Origin of the sequence: Zobellia roscoffensis, from assembly GCF_015330165.1 — a bacterium.
Taxonomy (GTDB): Bacteria; Bacteroidota; Bacteroidia; order Flavobacteriales; family Flavobacteriaceae; genus Zobellia; species Zobellia roscoffensis.
On sequence record NZ_JADDXT010000002.1, the window covers coordinates 40,610 to 60,923 of the forward strand.

Sequence of the window (20,314 nt, forward strand, 5' to 3'; positions counted from 1 at the left end):
CTCAATTATTTTATTATAAGCCGTCTTTCTTCCTTCTATAGTTTAATTTTGCAATCAAATTTATTAGAAGGAGATTCATGAAACAGGGCATACACCAAATACTTTACGATTATCTACTAAAAACAGGAATGAACGAGGACCTTGCCTCATACCTGAACCTATTAATTGTTTTTGTAACTGCATTAATTTTAGCCTGGTTTTTAGATTTAATTATTTGGAAAGTTCTACGTTCCTTATCTCTAAAAGTAGCTAGGAAATCCGAAACTAATTTTGATAATTTTTTAGTTGTTAATAGGGTTCCACGCTATTTAGCCCATATCATTCCGTTGACGGTATTATTTAAGTTCATTCCTTTTGCCTTTTTCCATTTTGAATACGCCGGCAATATTGCACTCAAAATGCTCCAAATAGTATTTGTAATATTGACGCTCTATATTGTCAAAAGCCTTTTTAAGAGTACAAATGACTATTTAAAAACCAAACCAAGGTTTCGTGATAAACCCATGGACAGCTACATTCAGGTGTTCATGATTTTTGCGTGGTTTGTTGGCATCCTCACCATATTTGCTATTATTACCGATGTACTTATCTGGAAATTCTTTACCGCTCTTGGAGCCGGTTCCGCCGTAATCCTTCTCATATTCAAAGATTCTATTCTGGGCCTTGTAGCCAGCATCCAGGTTAGCATTAACGATATGGTGCGTATTGGCGATTGGATAACCTTTGAAAAATACGGTGCGGACGGAAATGTTAGTGAAATTACACTGGCCACCGTAAAAGTCCAGAATTTTGATAAAACCATTACTACAATACCCACTTATGCCCTAATTTCTGATTCTTTTAAAAATTGGAGAGGTATGGAAGTTTCAGGGGGAAGACGTATTAAACGTGCATTGATTATCAGCCAAAAAAGTATTCGCTTCCTAACGGATGATGATATAAAATCTTTTGAAAAAATTGAACTTATACAACCCTACCTCACCAATAGAAGCGAGCAGATAAATTCTTATAATGAATCAAACCAGGTAAACAAAGAACTCCCCATTAACGGAAGAAACCTGACTAACATTGGCGTATTCCGTAAATACGTTAATGATTACCTACAAAACCATTCTGCCATAAACAAGGGAATGACTTTAATGGTGCGGCAATTAGAACCTACATCACAAGGTATTCCAATGGAAATTTATGCTTTTAGCTCAGACAAACGTTGGGAAAATTATGAATACATAATGGCGGACATTTTTGACCATCTTTTGGCTGCATTGCCTTATTTTGATCTAGAAGTGTTTGAGCTTCCTGTTTCTTTCAACCCCGTACCCACGGAATAAAACAACGTTTTTAAGTTGTGGAAAAGTTATTCGCATCATAAATTACCCCACAAGGGTCTCTTCCATTTTTCTGGACTCCCGTATTAAAGCACTAGCCAAAACTGTCGTAGCATCAATAATCAAACTGTCTTCTATCTTTTCATATTGGATAGCAAGTGGTATTTCGGTGCAACCCAGAATTACGGCTTGTGCGCCTTTTCTTGACAAATACGTGGCTGCCATACTCAGGTTTTCTTTGGCTTTTTCATTTACGGGATTAGAAAACGCCTTAATTCCATAACTTGTGTCATAAATAGAAGGATGCACAAATAGATCTTGAATATCCTCGGATGGCTGAATTACTTCAATATTATATTTTGCCAATACCTCTGGATATACTTTTGCTAAAATTGTACCTGTAGTACCCAAAACACCCACCTTCGTAATCTCTGGATGCTTAGTAGATATATGTAAACCTACTTCTTCGATCAAGTTTACCAGAACACAAGATTCCGGAATACTTTTCTCTATTAAACTTAAAATAGGTCTTGCATGTGCCGTATTACACGGAATACCAATAATGCTAGAACCGCTAGCTATTAACGACGCTATAATTTCCGATATGGCAATACCCGGGTTAATATCCGTCTCGCCCATTAGATACTTGGTACGGTCTATAATTTTATGAGGTACTGATAACATCGAAACCGGCAGATGCTCTTGGTCTGATTTTGCTTCGGTAAGGTCGTACACTTTTTTTATTAAATCGATACCCGCATAGCTACCTACTCCACCAACTATGCCTATTGTTTTATTTGTCATCATAACGCTATACAAAATAAATAAACCCCATTTTAATAATCTAAAATGGGGTCTGCAAAGATATGTTTTATGCTCTTTGTATTTAAGAACTAAACTGAATTATAATTAGTAATCCATATTAGGCTTCTTGTAGCATTTCCGTTAATACTTGCTTAAAAACATCTACGGGTTGCGCCCCTGTTAATGCACTCTTCTTGTCAAAAACAAAAGTAGGCACAGAAGACACTCCAAGTCCCTGCCAATATTGCTCTTTAGAAGTTACTTCATACCTAAAGCTGTCATTGTCTAGCCTTGCCATTCCTTTTTCTACATCCAAACCAACAGCTTTTAAAGCTTCCGCTAAGACATCCCTATCGGACACATCTTTTCTTTCACTGAAAAAAGCGGTTACCAAACGCATTTTTAGTTCGGTCTGTTTTCCTTTTTCCTTTGCAAAATCAAGCAGAATATGGGCATCTCTTGTATTTGCCATTCGCATGCCTTCAAAATAATCGAAAGTAAAACCCAATTCTTCACCGGCATCTATCATACGTTGCTGAGAATCTTTTTGCTGCTCTAGGGTTGAACCATATTTGTTTGCAATATGCTCTACCAAATCCTCACCCTCTGCAGGCATATGAGGATTCAATTCAAAAGGTTGCCACTCTACTTCAATTTTATCTTCAACACCGAGCTCGGTAATTGCTTTTTGTAAGCGCTTGTATCCAATAGTACACCAAGGGCATACTACATCGGAAACTATATCTAATTTTATTTTTTCTGCCATAACATCAATTTTAATTTAGTAAACTACCTCGGGGCATTTAATCTCGATTATCGAGTAAAAAATTAAACCAATTCACTAATCTGGATTATTCCATCAACATTGGAATAATTTGGTACATCTGCCGCGAACTTCTCTGCATGAGGACCAAAAGAATTTTGAAACTCTTCAATTGAATCAAAATATAGATTCGCAATAGTAACAAAAGGAGCACGCTCACCAGGCACCCTACCTCCCAGTCCTTTTTCTACTTCCACCTTTTTCAGGGCACTCCCCACCAAAGATTGAACCATTGGTATATGGGTATTGGAGTAGTATTCATGATTGAACTCTACAGTTTCACTATTTGTATACAGTACGGATACTTTAATCATAATTCTGTTTTTATTTTATTCTTGTTCTCTTACTATTTCTATCGCAACAGATTCAGTTTAGCTACAGGAAAAGCATTCCATTTTAAAACTTTTTACTGTTAACCGATGCACACAACCATCTGTCTTATCTTTTGGCTTACTAACTTGAGCCGAAAGTTCAAAAGGCACCAAATTACCATTTACTTCTCTATAGTCTTCAAATTATATAGAACCATACAAAAAATCTTTTGCAGGTTTAGGATTATTTCTTATTGTAAATACTAAGGCTTCAACAAGCCTACTGTCTTTACCAATATACAGAAATAGTGGAAAGAATAGCCGTTAAAATTTTTAATAGATTTTTCATGGGAAGCTGGTTGAAACCGGTTCTGTTGTTAACGATTAGAAAGAAATAAACCCTCCACCTAAGTGGAAGGTTTATGCACTACCATCAAACTTCGTAAGCTAACAACATTAGGCAGTTTGTCCTTCTTTTTTCCAAGCGAATTTTTGAAAAGCATCATCCACTGGAGTTTCAGCAATATGGTTTACATAGTTACTGATTACTTTTTGAGAAAGACCTAAAATAATCTCCAATAATTGTCTTTCTTCATAACCGGCAGCGTAAAACGCTTGAATGTCCTCTTCTTTGATATACCCTCTGTCACGAACAATTTTCAATGTAGTTTCGTGTAATACCTGTAATTTCTCAGATGGTAATTCCGTGCCATTTCTTAAAGCTTCGGTAATTGCATCATCAACTTTCATCATTTTTGCTATAGCCGTGTGGGCAGGAACACAATAATGACATTCATGCTCTACGTTAATAGTTTGCCATACCACTGTAAGTTCATCGTTATCAAAAGATGAATTAACAAAAAGTTCGTGAATGGACTGATATGCATTTAATAGACCTGGTGCCCCAGCCAATACCCCGTGTAAATTAGGGATATTACCGTATGCCTTAATCGATTTTTCCAATAATGGCTTACTTTCTTCCGGTGCTGTTTCTAAAGTGTGAATCTTTAATGTGCTCATAATTCTTATATTTCAATTAATTATTATTTATATCCTCATTTATTACTAAGCAAATGCTTAGTTTGTGTGTAAAAAATTTTTAGATGTTCAAAAATGAAATTTCAATGGTGTCATTAAGTTTCCTTTGGTCGTAAACTTTTGATGAAACTGACAATCCTAATAAACAGTTCATTAAATAATTTGCTTTCCGTTGTGCTTCCTCTTCATTACTCTCATCTTCCTGTAAAAGATTAGTCAAGAATAACTGTTTAATATTATTAGCAAAACCTATTAATTGCTCCATAACAAAAGGGTCTGAACCATCTTTCATTTCGTTCACCGTATTGGTTACCAAACACCCTCTATTTTTATCTCCTTCTTTGGCGAACTCCAAAAAATCATAGAAGTATTGCTTAATACCTTCTTTACCGTTTTTAGAGGCTTTTAGTTTATCCGTAATACAGCAAATTTGTTTTTTATAATTATTTATGCTCTCAATAAAAACACCCTGCTTGTTACCAAAACTAGAATAAATAGAAAATTGGTTGATACCCATTTCCTTCTCCAACATACGAACAGTAGTAGCTTCGTAGCCATTACGCCAGAATAAGGCCGTTGCCTTTTCTATTACTTCTTGCTCGTTATATTGCTTTTTTCTAGCCATTGTTTCTAAACTACATTACAAAACTAAGCACTTGCTTTGAAATGAACAAGTTATTAAGAATACTTTAGCTTTTCCCCAAAAAAAACAGCTCAAAACATCAATTCATAGCCCCATGAATTTGAGTTTCGAGCTGCCCGAGAATTAAGGAATACTTTTGTTTATCTATAAGAAACGGCAATTTTAGCCAGTTGCCCAACAATCTTAACCGAATCTTTCATGGATAGCTTAGAGCCATCTGCATGAATCCATCTTTTAAGTGGCTGTTCACAAATAATACGTTTGGCTTCTTCTTTGCCGTAATGCTTTCTCATTCGCATAAAAATCTCCACATCAAAAAGCCATTTGGTAATGAACTTTTTATTAAACATGGTAGAAGCAATTTCACGATCCATTATTTTAGCTCCACACTGTGTGTCCTTAAAAGGCATACCCAATATGGTCTGTATAATCATATTAATGGTCATGCTTATAATTTTACGAGCGGACTCTTTAGTGATGTTCGCTCCCATTCTACTTATTCTAGAACCGCTCACAATTTTAAAATGAGAACTTTCTATGGTTTTAACTAAATCGTCAAAATCTCTAAAATCTGTTGAAAGGTCAGCATCCAAATAGCCTAAATAATCTAATTGCTCATCTTTTATCATATGTAAGATACCCTGGCGAACAGCTTCTGCTTTACCTCCATTCTTCTCACAATCATATACACTTATATTGGACTCGTTTCCTTTACGTAGTTCATGCAGCACCTCTAAAGTTTTATCGGTACTTCCATCGTTTACAAAACATAAGTGGTATCCTAAATTTGCATGGGCAAAAGCTTTAAATTCCGGACCAGACAAACGTTCCTCTTCATTATAACATGGAATAACTACTCCTACACAATGCTTTTGTAGCATTTGAGCATCTTCGCTTGTCCCGGTTTTCCCTTGAACTTCGGGAGCACCAATAATACGTTTAATACGGGCCGCCATCTCATCTAGACTTACCGGCTTTTTCATGTAGTCATTGATACCTAAATCAAAACCATCTACAATGATTTTTTCATCGGTATTACCTGACATTATCAATATAGGCACATCTGATTTTTTTTCAGCTCGTATGTGTTCTACAACTTGAAGACCGGACATCCCTGGCATGTTAATGTCTACCAGAACCAAATTGGGTTGAAAAGTTTCGAATATTTCAATACCCTGTTCGCCCGAGCTAGCGGTTTTAACATCATAACCGAGCTCTAACAATCTCTTTTCAACAGATAGCAAAATTAATTGCTGGTCATCAATAGCTAATATTTTCATGGTGGTACTTTTTATAAGATGTGGGATCCTAATTTTTGTTTATGCTTTTACTTTTTCGTGCGTTAGTCCAATTGCGTTAACGTCTATAATCTGGCCCTTAGATTTTTGAACCTGAATGGCTTTGAAATAATCCAAATACATTTGGGTAATAGTACTCATTGGCAGGGAACAAGCTGCCGCGTAATTGGATTTGGCCAACTCCGTCCTATACACATCATCGGTAAGAATTTTCTCTATGGCATCTGCCAATGACTCTTTGTTCTCTGGTAAAAAGAACTCACCTCTATACCCTTCTTCTTGTACAAGCACGCTTAAATCTCCTAAATCAGGCAGAGCAACTGCTTTTCCGTAGCTTCCCGCCTGATGTAATACGCCTGAACTACCCGTGGTAGAGGTATACGGAAAGACCACAACAGCACTTTCTCCAAAAATTACTGGTACATCTTCTTCGGCCACATAACCTGTAAAGCGTATTTGCGGTACATGGCTATATACTTCTTCCATTTTCTTTAGATAACCAGGAGTGTTTGGGCTATCCGTACCAGCAATGACAATTTCTATGTCTTCATTGCTCCTATTACGGATGACTTCTACGGCCTCTATAAGAACCTCTACTTTCTTGTACGTTCCAAACTTACCAAAAGCCATGACCTGTTTTGGTCCTGCAGGAAGACCAAAGTCCGGCTCTGGAGGCGTTTCAAAAGAACCATGAGGAATTAAAGCAACGTTTTTCGCTTTATATTTTCCCTCAAGAATGGTCACATATTTACTAATGGTCACCGCCAAAATATCAGATGCCAAAACAAACTTGGTTAAAGTAGTCCCTATAAAACCATATATACTTTGAAGTAATTTACTTTTAGTAAACCCTGCACTATCTAAATCTACCTGCTCCAATATATTATGCAATAAAGAAATGGTAGGAATACCCTTAAACCTAGTTATGTATGGTAACATTAAACCTAAAGCTGCCGGTACCTTCTTGTCTCCAAATTTTAAGAACTGTAAATTATAGAGTACAGCGTCCGGCTTATGGGTCTTAATAGCTTTATTAACCGTTAGTATGTTTGAATAGCTATTGAAATCCCAACATTCCGAAACTGTAATTTTACAACCCTCCCCCTCAAAAGAAAGGTCTTTGGGTGCTTCCGTTTTATCGGTCATTAAAATAATTTCTGTGACTTCTTCTTGCAATCTAAAATGTTTTACAAGATAATATCCGTACTCGGTCAAAGTGACTTTACTTGGTGGATATGCGGTTACAATGGCTAATTTCATACGAATAGATAGGTTTAAGGTTTGGGCTATTTATTTTATATTTTTTACTGTATATATTACCATTTTCGGAATAATTCCTTGTTTGCAAAATATGCCAGTTGAACTACAAGAAGTATGGACATGGCAATCAATTGCATATAGACCACACTTTCTAAGTTCTCATGATAGAGTACTACTAATACTATTTGTGAAAGGCCTAATACACCAGATAAAATAACTGGTACGTAATGATCTAATGATAAAAAGTAATAAGCAAAAATGTTTGATATGGCAAACAATGACGTTGCTAGAGCATACTGCCATAATAAACTAGACATAGCTATATATGAGTCCCCAAACATTAGGGTGATAATGAGTTCAGGAAAAAGATAACATGCCGCAACTATTCCTGCTGAAAGTAATCCTATATAGGATACATATTTGAACAGGATGGGCGCCGTTGGCTCTCCGTCTTTTTGTTTTTGTACAACTACAGGCAACAATAGCATCACGAACATCCAAGCTACAAAATATACCACTCTACCAATTAAAGCCAATGAGGCGTATAAACCTGCTTCCGTTGGTTCAAAATAGTGCTTAACCAATAAAACATCACTATTATTTATAATGATTTGAGTTAACTCATAGCAGGCCGTTAACCATATAAATTGGGAGACACGTTTTGCGTTTTCTGGTTGTAACTTTCGTGATTCCGTAAAAGATATTGATGTACTATCCGAAGGAAAAAGTCCAAACATAAAAGATAGAAATATACCTAGTGCCACTAAAGTTCCTGGTTCAATATCTAAAAGAAAAAGCAAGGCCATTGTTAATAGTAACCGGCTCCACATCTCTGTCTGATAGGTAATGGATAATTTTCCAAACTCTTGTTTTCCTTGATACGCCCCTCTATTGACACTCATAAAGAAGTAAATAGGAATACCTATTCCAAAAATGACAAACATCCAATGGCTTTCCGTATTGAATAATGATTGTAACTGTTTTGAAAAACCGAGGATTAATAAGCCTATGAACAAGCCTACAATACTGGCTTGACGGTAACTGATGTTCTTAAAAACATCCCATTCACTACCTGAAAAAATTACTGCAAATTTTGCTGTAGCTAATTGAAACGTCATTCCCATAAAGGACAACACCAATAATAAGGTAACCAAAAGTGCCGCTTCCGAAAAAGCAGCCGGACCTAAAAGCCTACCTAATAAAAGGTTGTATAAGTAGTTTCCGCCATTTACCAAAAGTACGCTTCCCATGAACAACTGTTCTTGGGATACTTTTTTGAACATTAATTTGATGGCTGTCATAGTTTATGAAATCTATTATCTATTTCCTATATTTTGATTAACCCTTACGAATCCTCCTCCTCTGCAATACAAATACACACAACTGTATATCAGACATTAATCCTTTCGAAGAGTCAGGTTTATGAGAACAATACCTAAACGAAAATTAAATAGATTATTGTAGGAATTAACTTATAATCGATAAAATGTAGCATTTCACAGAAATATTTTGCATTTCATCGACAAAATGAAATTTTATAAAGTTGAGTTTATCCTTACTACTGAAAGCGATCTCAGGAAAATTTTCTCCCTAAAAACATAAAACTCTGTATTACAGCTATTAATAACACTAAACCAATCTTAAATACGTAATCTACAGAAGCAAAAATACCTTCACTTCTCACCTTTTTATTGTAAAAAAGTTCAACAACGGTTAACTATAGACCAATGGCTCAAAGCCTTAGACCGGCAATACCATCGATGAAATACAATATTAACACCTTTATAATGTTATATTTTCTGACAAATAATCACGAATGCAACGTACCAACGTTTTATTAATCTTGGCACTGGTCATAGGTATAGCTTTTCATGGGTCTAGTATCTTCTTTACCTTAGAAACCACCTATGACGCTTTGATACATTTGTTTTTTGCGGACCATTACGCCAATAGTTGGTTTGAGCCGTGGGACTATAGGTGGTACACTGGTTTTACCGTACAAGCTTACCCCCCATTGGTGCATCAAACCATTGGAATTCTATCTCATATTGGCGGACTTAAATTTGGAATGTTCAGCGTTGCCCTCGTGGCAATTGTTCTATTTATAACGGGTGCTTATAGATTTGGACTTCTAATGACAGGAGACAGAAAAATTGCAGGTTATACCGCACTGCTTGCTGTATTTTCTTCCACATTTGTAGAAACTCTCCATATTTTTGGGCAATTGCCAAGTATTGTTGGGCTTTCGGTTCTTTTACATTCCTTACCTGAAATTTACCTTTGGGTAAAGACAGGAAAGCTCAGGTATATAGCCACCAGCCTGTCATTAATTGCCGTAACCGTTACTTCTCATCATGTAACGCCAATTTTTGGAATGGTATTCTTTATTTTTCCATTGCTAGGTATGGCCGTAATGGATGCGGCAAGAGATCAAGTAAACAGTTTTAAGGAAGTACGCTTTTGGGTGTTTTATAAACAGTTCAAAAAATGCTTTTGGCGAATCGTCATATTTGGGTTTTCATCATTGTTCCTGATTGTTACCTGTATATTTCCCTATTGGCTTAACTCAAAGAAAAACCCAATTACCCAAGTACCTATTCCACACGGATCTAGGGATAATTTTCTAGAAGTAACCTCATCAGGACTCGTATTTTTTGTTATCCCATGGGGGATTCTGACCTTTATCCTTCCTTTTCTTTTTTATCGATATTACAGCAGACGCTACATCTTTTTTGGATTGTCGTTCTCTATGTTAACTCTCTTAGGAACTGGTGGAACAACACCGCTTCCTCTGATACTATTGGGAGAAACCGCTTTTAATATATTGACTCTAGACCGCTTTACCCTTTGGGCGACCATTATGGCCCTGCCTCTTTTTGGTGAATTTGCCTACCGTATGGTAGAGGGCGATTTAAAAGAACGTATTCAGGAAAATTGGGGGCGTGTTTACCATCGTATTTTGGGAGGTGTAATTATGGGCGGTATTTTGTTCATGGTCATTTTTACCATGAGTCTTGGTTATTTTAGGCCATCGCAGCCGGCAAAAATAAAGATGCAGCCCATTATCAACTTTTTAAGTCAAGATTCTCATGACCATTGGCGTTATTTACCACTGGGATTTGGAGATCAAATGGCCTGGTTATCTGCCCAAACAAAGGCCATGACGGTTGACGGCAATTACCATTCTGCTCGCCGCTTACCCGAACTTACCACAAGGGCAATTGAACGGTTAGAAAATTCAAAGTTTAGGGGTGTTGAGGGAATCGGATCATTACAGCAGTTTTTAACGGTACCCGAGAAATACAACCTTAAATACATATTCTCAAACGATAAATTTTACGATCCCATTCTCTATTTCTGCGGATGGCAGCGCTTGCAACAATTAGAGAACGGAATTATGGTTTGGGAAAAGCTCAACGTTCCACCCTTCCCCACAATAATGCCCAAAGAAGATGTGCCTGTAGGCATTAAAATCATGTGGGGCATTATACCCATATTAACGGTGGTCATCGCTTTTATCATCAATATTCAATGGATTTGGATTCGGGCACTAAAAGCTAGGAAACTACCGCAAGGTGAGTTTATTAAATATGCGCTGGTACATAATAATTTTCCAAAGAAATTGGTTATCATCAATCACATTTGGGCCTTTATTATTTTGATTGTACTAGGTTTTGGCATACACCTATTCTATATTAAAAATGTAGACCAGATTGCCCCAACTAATGTATTGGAAGCCTATTACGATGCTATAGATTTTAAAGAATTCAATAAAGCACATTCTTTTTTAAATCCGGATAGTGGGAAAACAATTGCTCAATACATGCTAGAAGTTTCCGTAACAGATGGTATTCTTAGCTCGTACGCAAAACTAGATTCTCTGGGTATTGAATTTTTACAACAAAATGACACAAGCGCCCGAGTAAAAGCTGCTACTAGATGGATTACACCGTTAGAAAGTATCCATAAAGATTTTTATCACAGCCTGATTAAAAAGAAAGGCAAGTGGTACATAGAGCCATCTTCACTGGATAATGATTTACCACCTGACCAATTGTTCACCTCTAATAACACTACGTTTTTTAATCATGGTAGACGAAAGATTACCACCCAACAAACGCATCACGAAGATGTTCTAAAACAACCGGTTCTAGAGGTTTTAAAAGCTAAATTGGTCCAGTACCAAGGTAGTTACAGTATTATTGGCGAACTGCAAAATGTAGATCACGTACCTGCAGATGTGGTTATTAAGGGTACACTTTATAACGATGAAAACAAAGAACTCGCTACCTACAATGCTAAAGATGTAGCAAAGCATAAATTGATGCCAAAGGAAACCACAACGTTTAGAATTGATTTTGAAGGAATTGCCTGGTCATCCACAAAAGATACCTTACCTCCTACTTTTGATCCCGACCAGTTTACGCCAATGACTTTTGAAGAGCAACCTACCAAATTTAATCTACAGTGCGCCGGTAACGTTGCCAATACTGATTTGTACAAACAGGTAAGCCTTCAGGAGTTGATTTTTGAAGGTGATAAAATAAGTGGTACACTCTATAACTCAGGTATCCAAGAGGTAACTATTCCGCAGTTATTGATTTCATATTATGACGATGATAAAAAGTTAATTTGGGTAGAGCACGAATTTTTAACCGATGGAGTCCGCATTCAAAGAAAACGATTTTTCGAGTATGATGTGGCGTGTCTATCGGACATTAAAATCATCAATAGTAGTCTAGAGAATTGTTTTGTAAACGGAAGTCCAAATTCAGAAATAGGCAAAAAGCTTTTCCCGAACAGAGACACATCACATGCAGAAGACCAATTGCAACCGTATTCCGGTGATGGATTTCAATATTTAAAATTTGAGTTGAACAGTTATATAGGTAACCCGAAATGAAAATGCACTTTGTACATATCTGCATCGCTTTCATGCTGCTTTTCTTAGGGTGTTCAAAAGAACCAGAGAAAAAGGAAGTTTCAAGCGCTACCTTTGAACTGCTCACAACAGAAGAGAACTTTACCGCCGGGGAAGCATTCGCTCTCCACTTCAAAGCCTCAGGAGAAGCCAGTCCTAATCTTATTTTTAGAAATGCGGTGGGCACCACGGTTCTTAAGCCTTCCGTTGTTGATGATACTTTGCAATTTGCTATTCCAAAGAACTTTTACGAAAAATCGGGCATATGCTATTGGTCTTTGAATTCCGATTCCGAAGAAAAAATGACGGGTACATTCAACATCCTTGTAAACAATAAAAATGGAACTTTTCTAGAATCGTACTTAGGACCTAGAAGTCTAACGGCAGGACCTATTGATTATGCTATGTTCGTTATGCTTGCCACTGATTTCTATGACAATCCTTTAAACGATAGCACATCAATTTACAGTAAAGTCCAATTTCAAGATAGCCAATCAGAAAAAGAATTACGTACTAAGAATCTAATGGCGTGGTCACTAGTTCGGTCTCCCAAAAAATCTGGCCGTATGTTAATTTCCTCCGCTTGTAATGAAACAGATTCAAAAGAATTTACCACAATTGTCTACCCTGCCAATCCTGTGGATTTCACCATATCCTACGAAAGAAATCACGAATATGCAGATGGCAACCAGGTAATTACCTTTAGGACCAGCATTTTAAGAGATACTTATGGTAATATTGTGGGAGACGGCACCTTGGTAGGTTTTATCATTACCGATGATAAAGGCGCAAGACTCAAAGCACAGGGTACTACACTAAATGGTAAAGCCGCAGCACGACTTTTGCACCCCGAGCAAAAAGCAAGCTGGTCCGTAGAGGCATTTGTCACCGGTGCAGCTAGAAGTGCACCTATTAAAGTGGCATTTAAGGCATCGGTAACCGATTATGATATACATTTTTCAGAAAATTATAGAACAATATCCGTAGGTCCACTTAAGAGTTTTATGGACCAACTTGTACCTGATGGTATGCCTATGGCATTGACCGTTAGCGATACCACAGGCAAAGTTTTAGATATACTAAGAACCTCTTCAATGCAAGGTGAAGGGCAATTTAAACTCTCGGCAGATTTCTTTCCGAACGATACCTATGAGTTACAAATTAAGACTGCAGGCATAACCAAAACAAAATCAGTAGCACTAAAATGAAAATGAACAAAACACTATATCGTATTTTCCTGCTGCTATCATTTCTGGCTCTTAATGGCCTGATATTATTCGGAATCAGCAGTGCATTGACGTATTTGAATACTGGTGCGGACCGTACTTCTATGCTTCATTTACACGAAGAAATTTCTGCTAGCTACTTGCCTAAAGTAGAATGGGAAATTGCCCAGAACGAAGGCAGACCCATGGAAGAACAAACTTTGGGTGAAATTGAACGCGATTATATGAGCGCCTGGCAAGTACGTAATGCCGCTTATGCTAATAATGTACCCTATGGCATAGCTGATTATTATACAGATAGTATGCGCACGGAACTTTTTAAGGTTACCGACCTCAACCTTAAAAATAAAGTTACCCTGCAGACCACCACGCTAGAGCATTATCCAAAATTAGAATTTTATAGTACCGATGGAAAATTAGTTGTTTTGACCGATAAAAGTGTAGCGGCTTACGAAGAGGTATATCAAAATGAAACTTTAATCACAAAGCGAAGATTTACATCCGATTATAAAGTAATGTTATTGTTGGAAGATGGATTTTGGAGAATACGCCAGTTGGTTGAAACCAAATTACCGAAAGAAACCCCAAAAATACCATCGCAAGTTCAAAATCTTGACAACTACCATTTTAAAGGCATTAATTATTATCCACAGGACACCCCTTGGGATATGTTCGGAAAAAAATTCAACGATTCAATAATTGAGCTGGATTTTAAACTCATGGCGAAAATGGGCGTCAACAGCTTGCGTATTTTTATTCCCTATGAGTCTTTTGGAAAAGAACATGTGGACTTTGAAAAAATACAAAGAGTAAAATTGACATTAGATATTGCCGAAAAAAACGGACTGGCAATCATGCCTACACTTTTTGATTTTTATGGAAATTATAGCGTTAGTGATTGGACGATGACCAATAGACATATTGAACAGGTAGTAGAAGCTTTAAAAGACCACAACGCTATTATTGCTTGGGATGTAAAGAATGAACCTGACCTTGATTTTGAATCGCGTGGAAAGGAATTGGTGCTTTCTTGGTTAGAGCAAACCGTAGAGCGTATTCGAAAAATAGACCAAAAACATGCTATTACCATTGGTTGGTCAAGCCCAGAAGCTGCAGTTAACTTAAAGGATGAATTAGATTTGGTCTCCTTTCATTATTACAGAGAAGCTTCTAAGTTTCAAAATGTTCTTGCTAAACTTAAAGAAGATGTTACAGACAAGCCTTTAATTTTACAAGAGTACGGATACTCTTCATACGATGGTATTTGGAATGCCTACACCGGTTCGGACAAAAAACAAAAAGAATATGTAGAGACTATTCAGAAAGTTGTGGAAAAAGAAGGGTTATCTCATATGATATGGACGCTCTACGATTTTAAAAATATCCCTACCTCTGTAGTTGGGCGCCTGCCATGGAGAAAAGTAAGACAACGCCATTTTGGACTTCTGGATTTTAAAGGAGACAAAAAACCAATTTACAAAGTATTTACAAATTCCGAAAAAAAATAAACCTCCTGTCTTTATAAAAAAGGGTTGCGTCTTTGTAAAGCACTAATGCAGAATATTAAGCGTGATGAGCGCCAAGAATATACATAGCATTTGCTTTATTCAAGGCTGAGAAAACCTGCTCGTTGGTACTACCTAATATAGTCAACGTACGATTACGCTTTAATGCAAAATCATATAACTGTTGTAAGGCTAATGCGCCGTTGGCATCAATTTTTGATATACGTTCTAAATTAATAACAATACGCCTATCCGACCCCAAGTATCTGCTTATATGTCTTCTTAAAATGGTTGCATTATTTAAATTCAAGGTTCCGTGAACGCAAAATATACCACATGATTCCGTAATCTGTAAAGCCATAATGTAAAGTTCTGTAGGTTAATTTTTACAGTTGTAAAGTTCTATTCAAACCTTTAAAAATGAGAAGAGCTCTGTAACTGGACTTTAAATAACTGTATGTGAGCAAGTTTTATTGTTCATTAGATAAAAATGGAGCAAAACTTTTATAAAATAATTACCAATAAAAAAGTTTTATAGTCGTTATACATTTGTGGTAAAAAACTTACTTTAATGTTAAAACTAAATACACTCTGCATCGTGCTATTCTTTACATTTATAGGAATGGCGCAAAGTCCACTACAACCTGGTTTTACCTTGTTGGAGAATGGTGATTTTGAACAAGCGGAGACCTTTTTTGAGGGTTATCTTGTTGATGATCCAAATAATAAAACAGCCCTACTCTGTTATGGCCGTGCTGTAGGTTTAAGCGGTGAGCCCAGAAAAGCAACAGGGATATTCTCAGACCTTTTAAAAGAATACCCTGGTGATTTTGAAGTTCAAATCAATTACAACGAATCTTTCCTTTGGGACAAAAAATATGAACAAGCTGAGCCCTTATATGCCGATTTAGTAGCTAACTATCCTGAAAATTTTGGCGCCGTTTTAGGTTATGCCAATACCCTTAGTAACCTAAAAAATTATAAAAAGGCTTTAGAGTGGGTTGAAAAGGCGTTGCAAATTGACCCGGGTAATATTGGTGCCCTGACTTCAAAAAAATATATGCGATTGGGCTATGCAAATGCCTATGTAAACGCTCAGAATTACAAAAAAGGGGAAGCACTGTTAAAAGAGATATTTACAGATTTTCCTGAAGATAAAGATGCTTTACTAAACCTTGCCAATCTCTATTTGATTACAAAAAATACGGAGAAAGCAAAAGCAACATACCGTCGTCTAGCGACTTCACCTAAAGATTCAATTACTGCTCTTAACGGTATAGCCCTTGCAGAACATATCGGTGAGAACGATAAACAAGCTTTAGTTGTCGCTACAAAAGCAAAAGAAAAAGCAAAATCTGTAGAGGACGTAACTTTAAAGGAGCAAACTTACGACCGTTACATACAGGCTTTAATTTGGAATAGAAAATACAACCAAGCCAAAAGTGAAATAGCAGTACTCGAAACTACATATGAAAATCGTAATTGGATTTACGCCCTAAAAGCAATGCACGGTCTTTATACTGGTTCTCCAAAAAAGAGTGTTGCCAATTATGATGCAATTTTAAAGAATGACAGTGCCTCTTTTGATGGTAACTTAGGTAAGGCCAATGCCCTTTACGCCGCAGACCGAATCATACCTGCTTACAACGCTGCTTTTGGAACGCTTAAAGTATTTAAAGACCAGAAAGATGCTCTTGGTTTTATTAATAAATTGAATGTATCATTTACGCCAATTTTAGAAGAGCACCTAGCTTACACTTTTGACAATGGTAAGAACGTTGCTTTTTCTACCAATACAACAGCTACTGTACCCCTTTCAACAAAACTAAGTACAAATCTTTCATATAATTTCAGAACTACAGAAAACACCATTACAAACAACAAAGCAAGCTCTCATATACTTTCTGCTGGTCTAGATTATAAATTGCTTCCTAAAACGACCTTTAAAGTCGTTTTAGGATTAAATAAATCTAGTTTTGATTCAGAATCTTATACCCAACCTGTTATTGACGTGAAGCTCTTGACGCAGCCCTTTAAATTGCAAAATCTTGAACTTAATTATAAGAGAGAGATTCAAAGCTTTAATGCAGACCTTATTGAGCGTGAAATTATCATGAACCATTATGGTCTTAACTATAATTTAGGTACCAATTTTAATCTTGGCTGGTACACTCAAGCAATTTACACCACCCAAAGTGACGATAATATTAGAAAACTTTTGTTCACTTCTTTATACTACAATGTCTTGCGCAAACCTGCACTAAAAGTGGGTGTCAATTATCAATATCTCTCTTTTGCCAATCAAGTACCTACTATTTACTTTAGTCCGGAAAAGTACCAAGCGGTAGAACTATTTGGTGATTTAAGAGGGGAGTTTTCTGAAAACACTACGTACATGATGAGTGCAGCAACAGGATTACAGCAAGTAGAAGAAGACCCAAATACAATAATATTTAGGGCCGAAGCAGGTGTAACACATAAATTTTCAAAACGCTTCAGTGGTAACCTATATGGAAAATACAGTAACATTGCCTCTGCAACTGCCGCAGGTTTTGAGTTTACCGAAATTGGTCTAAAGCTGAAGTGGCTAATGACCAAGAAGCCTTTATTTTATAAAAAAATAGCTAAGTAACTCCTCTTATCAAGAGGTTAGGATACACATAAAAAAAGACAATCCTTTAATTAAAAAAGATTGTCCTGATACAAAACATATTCTCAAGAACCCAATATATGAGAATAATTCCTACAAGCTATTACGCTCATTTATATTTTTACTTCTCGTAGTTAAGAACAAGAGCGAATAAGATGTACTACGTCCCCACTGCACGCCATCTAGCTTTTTTTTAATAATTCCAGATACTCATAATAGCCAAAACAATACCTATTATGACCGATAGAAGTACACCTACTAAACGTATAGTAGCCCCTTTAGAATTTAATATATATAAGAGATTTGCTTTCATATTTGATAGCTTTAATATTCTTATACAAATTTACATCTGAAATTGAAAAATAAGAAAGCTCTTACGGTGAATCACCTTAACCTATAGACGAATGGCACAAAAATGTAGAAATACTTTAAACCAAGTTCAGACGCCTCATGAGTTCTGGTCGATTTGATCGACTAATGGGAATGACCATCTTTTTAATAAGGACGCTATTGTCTTCAATATCTATAATTTTAGTGAAGTTAATAACGTAAGACCTGTGTATTTGAAGAAATGTTTTATTAGGTAATTTATCTTTTATTTTTTTAAGGGTAGTATGAACCCGATACTCTTTATTTTCTGTTGTAATATCAATATAATCGCCTTGCGCCTTTACCACTAGTATTTCATGGAAGTGCAGTTTTATCAACCTTTTGTCTATATTGATGTATAAATCTTGCTCCGCTTCTACACTCGTATTTTTTCCGCGATTAGAATCTGAAATAGTAGGCGTCTTTTTTTCAAGTGCGTTCTTAACCTTTTGAATTGATTTTACAAAACGCTCTGCAGTTAATGGCTTAACCATATAATCTACAATGGATTCATATTCGTAAGCTTCAATTGCAAACTCCGTATCAGAAGTAGTTAATACAACCTTAGGACAATTTTTTAAAGTTTGAACAAAATCAACTCCACTGAAACCAGGCATATGAATGTCCAAAAATACGACATCTACATCTTCTTCTTGATTTAAAAACTTAATGGCATCTATGGCATTATCAAACTCGCCCACAACGTTTAAGTCCGTAACCGAGGAGCAGTGTTTTGCTACTATGGCGCGGGCTGTTGCTTCATCGTCTACGATAATACAAGTCATACTATTAAAGGGTTTTAAGAAAGTCTTCAACTTTGGTTAATATTGCTCTAAAATCAGAATCCATTTCAATCTTACCAGCACGTAATTGCTCTTCAAATGTAACTGCAAATCTGTACGCTTCTTCCATGCTCAAAATATTGAACTTGTGCTTTAATTTATGAACAATATCAGCAGATTCCTTTGTTTCATTACTATCTACATGTTTTATATACGTACTGAATTCCACCGGAAATTCATCCTTCAAAATAGAAATAAATTTTTGTTCGAACTCAATATCATCTCCAGATAGTTCTTTTATGTATTTAAGGTTTGGTTGTTCCATTGCTATCTTTTTTTAATGTAAACGAAAAATTCGCCCCCATATTTTCTTCTGATACTAGTTCTATAGAGCCTTGATATAATCTGACAATTTTTTTAGCCAAGGCCAAACCTACACCAGCAGCGCTATCATTATTCTCTAGTTTCTTAAACATTTCAAATATGGAGGTTTGGTGCCTAACCGGAATACCTTTTCCATTATCAATTACCGAAAACTTCCAAAATTGATTGTCATCTTCAAATTTTATAGTGATTATGCCTCTCTTAAGATGCTTGGTAGCGGCAATGGCATTTGTAATTAAATAAGCAAAAATCTGCTCAATCAGGTGTTTTTCTATATGTATAACCGGAAAGTCATTACCATACTCTAAAGTCATGTTTTCCTGTAACGGCACATAACTTTCAATTTCTTTTAAAAGAAGATTGATATCTACATTCATTCTAGATTCCATACTTGTTCCAATGGTGGCATGTTCTAAAATCCCGTTAATCAAATTATCCATTTTTACCAGATTACTTGATGCCAGTTCTATATTTTCCTTACTCTCATCTGTTAAACTATTCTGATTGTCATCATGAATCCAACTCAAAAGAGCATTTACATTCCGAATAGGCGACTTTAAATCATGTGATACCATCTGCACATAATTGTTAAGTGAATCATTCTGTGTTTCTAGGTCTTTTAAAAGTATATTTTTCTCTTCGGTAATTTCGCTTACCTGAGCGGCCAATTTACTAATATGCTGTGCTAATTTTTCTACATCAAATTCTTTTTTAGCTCCACTCCCAAATTGGTCCTCACTACTTAAATTAGAATTTAAGCTCTCCATTGCCAATTCTAATGATGCCAAAATTTTCTTTTGTCTTTGAGCTTCTTTGGTAAGCTCTCTATTGGCATGAAACAATTCTTCGGAGCTAATAGTAGTAGCCCTTTGTATCATGCTTAATTTTTCATCATAATTCTGGTATGACATCTCTACAGCATCCAAAAACTTCTGCATATCCTTATTTTCGCTAAGATATGCGGGCAAGCTT

Annotated in this window: 17 protein-coding genes; 5 read left to right on the forward strand and 12 right to left on the reverse strand. The window is 36.2% G+C overall.

Going from position 1 to position 20,314, the window contains the following annotated elements; genetic code table 11:
* Window positions 1-77 precede the first annotated feature (77 nt).
* A complete protein-coding gene (locus IWC72_RS00185) occupies window positions 78-1,331 on the forward strand; it encodes a mechanosensitive ion channel family protein (RefSeq protein WP_194524256.1) in 1,254 nt (417 codons plus the stop codon).
* A gap of 42 nt (window positions 1,332-1,373) precedes the next feature.
* On the opposite strand, the gene IWC72_RS00190 is transcribed toward IWC72_RS00185, so the two are convergent.
* The 8 genes from IWC72_RS00190 to IWC72_RS00225 form a co-directional block, all read right to left on the reverse strand.
* Window positions 1,374-2,135: an aspartate/glutamate racemase family protein gene (locus IWC72_RS00190; RefSeq protein ID WP_226979453.1), complete on the reverse strand. Its 762-nt coding sequence runs from the start codon at window positions 2,133-2,135 to the stop codon at window positions 1,374-1,376.
* A 115-nt stretch (window positions 2,136-2,250) separates the two neighbouring features.
* A complete protein-coding gene (locus IWC72_RS00195; RefSeq protein WP_194528440.1) occupies window positions 2,251-2,898 on the reverse strand; it encodes a DsbA family oxidoreductase in 648 nt (215 codons plus the stop codon).
* Between the two features lie 62 nt (window positions 2,899-2,960).
* Complete coding sequence (locus IWC72_RS00200; protein WP_194528441.1) at window positions 2,961-3,269, reverse strand: EthD family reductase; 309 nt, start codon at window positions 3,267-3,269, stop codon at window positions 2,961-2,963.
* Window positions 3,270-3,722: 453 nt separating this feature from the next.
* Entirely contained in the window at window positions 3,723-4,286 is a 564-nt protein-coding gene (locus IWC72_RS00205; RefSeq protein WP_194528442.1) for a carboxymuconolactone decarboxylase family protein, read from the reverse strand.
* Between the two features lie 79 nt (window positions 4,287-4,365).
* Entirely contained in the window at window positions 4,366-4,929 is a 564-nt protein-coding gene (locus IWC72_RS00210; protein WP_194528443.1) for a TetR/AcrR family transcriptional regulator, read from the reverse strand.
* 158 nt (window positions 4,930-5,087) lie between these two features.
* Complete coding sequence (locus IWC72_RS00215) at window positions 5,088-6,227, reverse strand: response regulator (RefSeq protein ID WP_194528444.1); 1,140 nt, start codon at window positions 6,225-6,227, stop codon at window positions 5,088-5,090.
* 39 nt (window positions 6,228-6,266) lie between these two features.
* A complete protein-coding gene (locus IWC72_RS00220; protein WP_194528445.1) occupies window positions 6,267-7,505 on the reverse strand; it encodes a glycosyltransferase in 1,239 nt (412 codons plus the stop codon).
* Window positions 7,506-7,561: 56 nt separating this feature from the next.
* Window positions 7,562-8,806, reverse strand: a complete 1,245-nt coding sequence (locus IWC72_RS00225) for an oligosaccharide flippase family protein (RefSeq protein WP_194528446.1) — start codon at window positions 8,804-8,806, stop codon at window positions 7,562-7,564.
* Between the two features lie 515 nt (window positions 8,807-9,321).
* Between IWC72_RS00225 and IWC72_RS00230 the strand changes: the two genes are divergently transcribed.
* Genes IWC72_RS00230 through IWC72_RS00240 form a run of 3 tightly spaced genes read left to right on the forward strand, consistent with a single transcriptional unit; the run spans window position 9,322 to window position 15,160 of the window.
* Entirely contained in the window at window positions 9,322-12,408 is a 3,087-nt protein-coding gene (locus IWC72_RS00230; RefSeq protein ID WP_194528447.1) for a hypothetical protein, read from the forward strand.
* On the forward strand, window positions 12,405-13,634 hold the full coding sequence (locus IWC72_RS00235) for a hypothetical protein (protein ID WP_194528448.1): 1,230 nt from the start codon (window positions 12,405-12,407) through the stop codon (window positions 13,632-13,634). The genes IWC72_RS00230 and IWC72_RS00235 overlap by 4 nt, the downstream gene beginning before the upstream one ends.
* Window positions 13,631-15,160 carry a cellulase family glycosylhydrolase gene (locus IWC72_RS00240; protein ID WP_194528449.1) on the forward strand — a complete coding sequence of 510 codons (1,530 nt, stop codon included), beginning with the start codon at window positions 13,631-13,633 and terminating at the stop codon, window positions 15,158-15,160. The genes IWC72_RS00235 and IWC72_RS00240 overlap by 4 nt, the downstream gene beginning before the upstream one ends.
* A 55-nt stretch (window positions 15,161-15,215) precedes the next feature.
* Here IWC72_RS00240 and IWC72_RS00245 read toward each other — a convergent pair whose 3' ends face one another.
* Window positions 15,216-15,518 carry an STAS domain-containing protein gene (locus tag IWC72_RS00245; RefSeq protein ID WP_194528450.1) on the reverse strand — a complete coding sequence of 101 codons (303 nt, stop codon included), beginning with the start codon at window positions 15,516-15,518 and terminating at the stop codon, window positions 15,216-15,218.
* Between the two features lie 210 nt (window positions 15,519-15,728).
* On the opposite strand from IWC72_RS00245, the gene IWC72_RS00250 reads away from it, so the two are divergent.
* The gene (locus IWC72_RS00250; protein ID WP_194528451.1) at window positions 15,729-17,789 is read left to right on the forward strand and encodes a tetratricopeptide repeat protein; all 2,061 of its coding nucleotides are present in this window, start codon (window positions 15,729-15,731) and stop codon (window positions 17,787-17,789) included.
* 446 nt (window positions 17,790-18,235) lie between these two features.
* Here IWC72_RS00250 and IWC72_RS00255 read toward each other — a convergent pair whose 3' ends face one another.
* Genes IWC72_RS00255 through IWC72_RS00265 form a run of 3 tightly spaced genes read right to left on the reverse strand, consistent with a single transcriptional unit; the run spans window position 18,236 to window position 20,280 of the window.
* Window positions 18,236-18,961 carry a LytR/AlgR family response regulator transcription factor gene (locus tag IWC72_RS00255; protein ID WP_194524268.1) on the reverse strand — a complete coding sequence of 242 codons (726 nt, stop codon included), beginning with the start codon at window positions 18,959-18,961 and terminating at the stop codon, window positions 18,236-18,238.
* Window positions 18,962-18,965: 4 nt separating this feature from the next.
* A complete protein-coding gene (locus IWC72_RS00260) occupies window positions 18,966-19,283 on the reverse strand; it encodes an Hpt domain-containing protein (RefSeq protein ID WP_194524269.1) in 318 nt (105 codons plus the stop codon).
* Window positions 19,264-20,280: a sensor histidine kinase gene (locus IWC72_RS00265; RefSeq protein WP_194528452.1), complete on the reverse strand. Its 1,017-nt coding sequence runs from the start codon at window positions 20,278-20,280 to the stop codon at window positions 19,264-19,266. The genes IWC72_RS00260 and IWC72_RS00265 overlap by 20 nt, the downstream gene beginning before the upstream one ends.
* Window positions 20,281-20,314 lie beyond the last annotated feature (34 nt).

Coding starts and splice junctions, on each gene's coding strand:
- IWC72_RS00195 (WP_194528440.1), bottom strand. CDS start 2,898: ATGGCAGAAAAAATAAAATTAGATATAGTTTCCGATGTAGTATGCCCT.
- IWC72_RS00200 (WP_194528441.1), bottom strand. CDS start 3,269: ATGATTAAAGTATCCGTACTGTATACAAATAGTGAAACTGTAGAGTTC.
- IWC72_RS00210 (WP_194528443.1), bottom strand. CDS start 4,929: ATGGCTAGAAAAAAGCAATATAACGAGCAAGAAGTAATAGAAAAGGCA.
- IWC72_RS00205 (WP_194528442.1), bottom strand. CDS start 4,286: ATGAGCACATTAAAGATTCACACTTTAGAAACAGCACCGGAAGAAAGT.
- IWC72_RS00220 (WP_194528445.1), bottom strand. CDS start 7,505: ATGAAATTAGCCATTGTAACCGCATATCCACCAAGTAAAGTCACTTTG.
- IWC72_RS00265 (WP_194528452.1), bottom strand. CDS start 20,280: ATGCAGAAGTTTTTGGATGCTGTAGAGATGTCATACCAGAATTATGAT.
- IWC72_RS00185 (WP_194524256.1), top strand. CDS start 78: ATGAAACAGGGCATACACCAAATACTTTACGATTATCTACTAAAAACA.
- IWC72_RS00230 (WP_194528447.1), top strand. CDS start 9,322: ATGCAACGTACCAACGTTTTATTAATCTTGGCACTGGTCATAGGTATA.
- IWC72_RS00260 (WP_194524269.1), bottom strand. CDS start 19,283: ATGGAACAACCAAACCTTAAATACATAAAAGAACTATCTGGAGATGAT.
- IWC72_RS00215 (WP_194528444.1), bottom strand. CDS start 6,227: ATGAAAATATTAGCTATTGATGACCAGCAATTAATTTTGCTATCTGTT.
- IWC72_RS00250 (WP_194528451.1), top strand. CDS start 15,729: ATGTTAAAACTAAATACACTCTGCATCGTGCTATTCTTTACATTTATA.
- IWC72_RS00255 (WP_194524268.1), bottom strand. CDS start 18,961: ATGACTTGTATTATCGTAGACGATGAAGCAACAGCCCGCGCCATAGTA.
- IWC72_RS00240 (WP_194528449.1), top strand. CDS start 13,631: ATGAAAATGAACAAAACACTATATCGTATTTTCCTGCTGCTATCATTT.
- IWC72_RS00245 (WP_194528450.1), bottom strand. CDS start 15,518: ATGGCTTTACAGATTACGGAATCATGTGGTATATTTTGCGTTCACGGA.
- IWC72_RS00190 (WP_226979453.1), bottom strand. CDS start 2,135: ATGATGACAAATAAAACAATAGGCATAGTTGGTGGAGTAGGTAGCTAT.
- IWC72_RS00235 (WP_194528448.1), top strand. CDS start 12,405: ATGAAAATGCACTTTGTACATATCTGCATCGCTTTCATGCTGCTTTTC.
- IWC72_RS00225 (WP_194528446.1), bottom strand. CDS start 8,806: ATGACAGCCATCAAATTAATGTTCAAAAAAGTATCCCAAGAACAGTTG.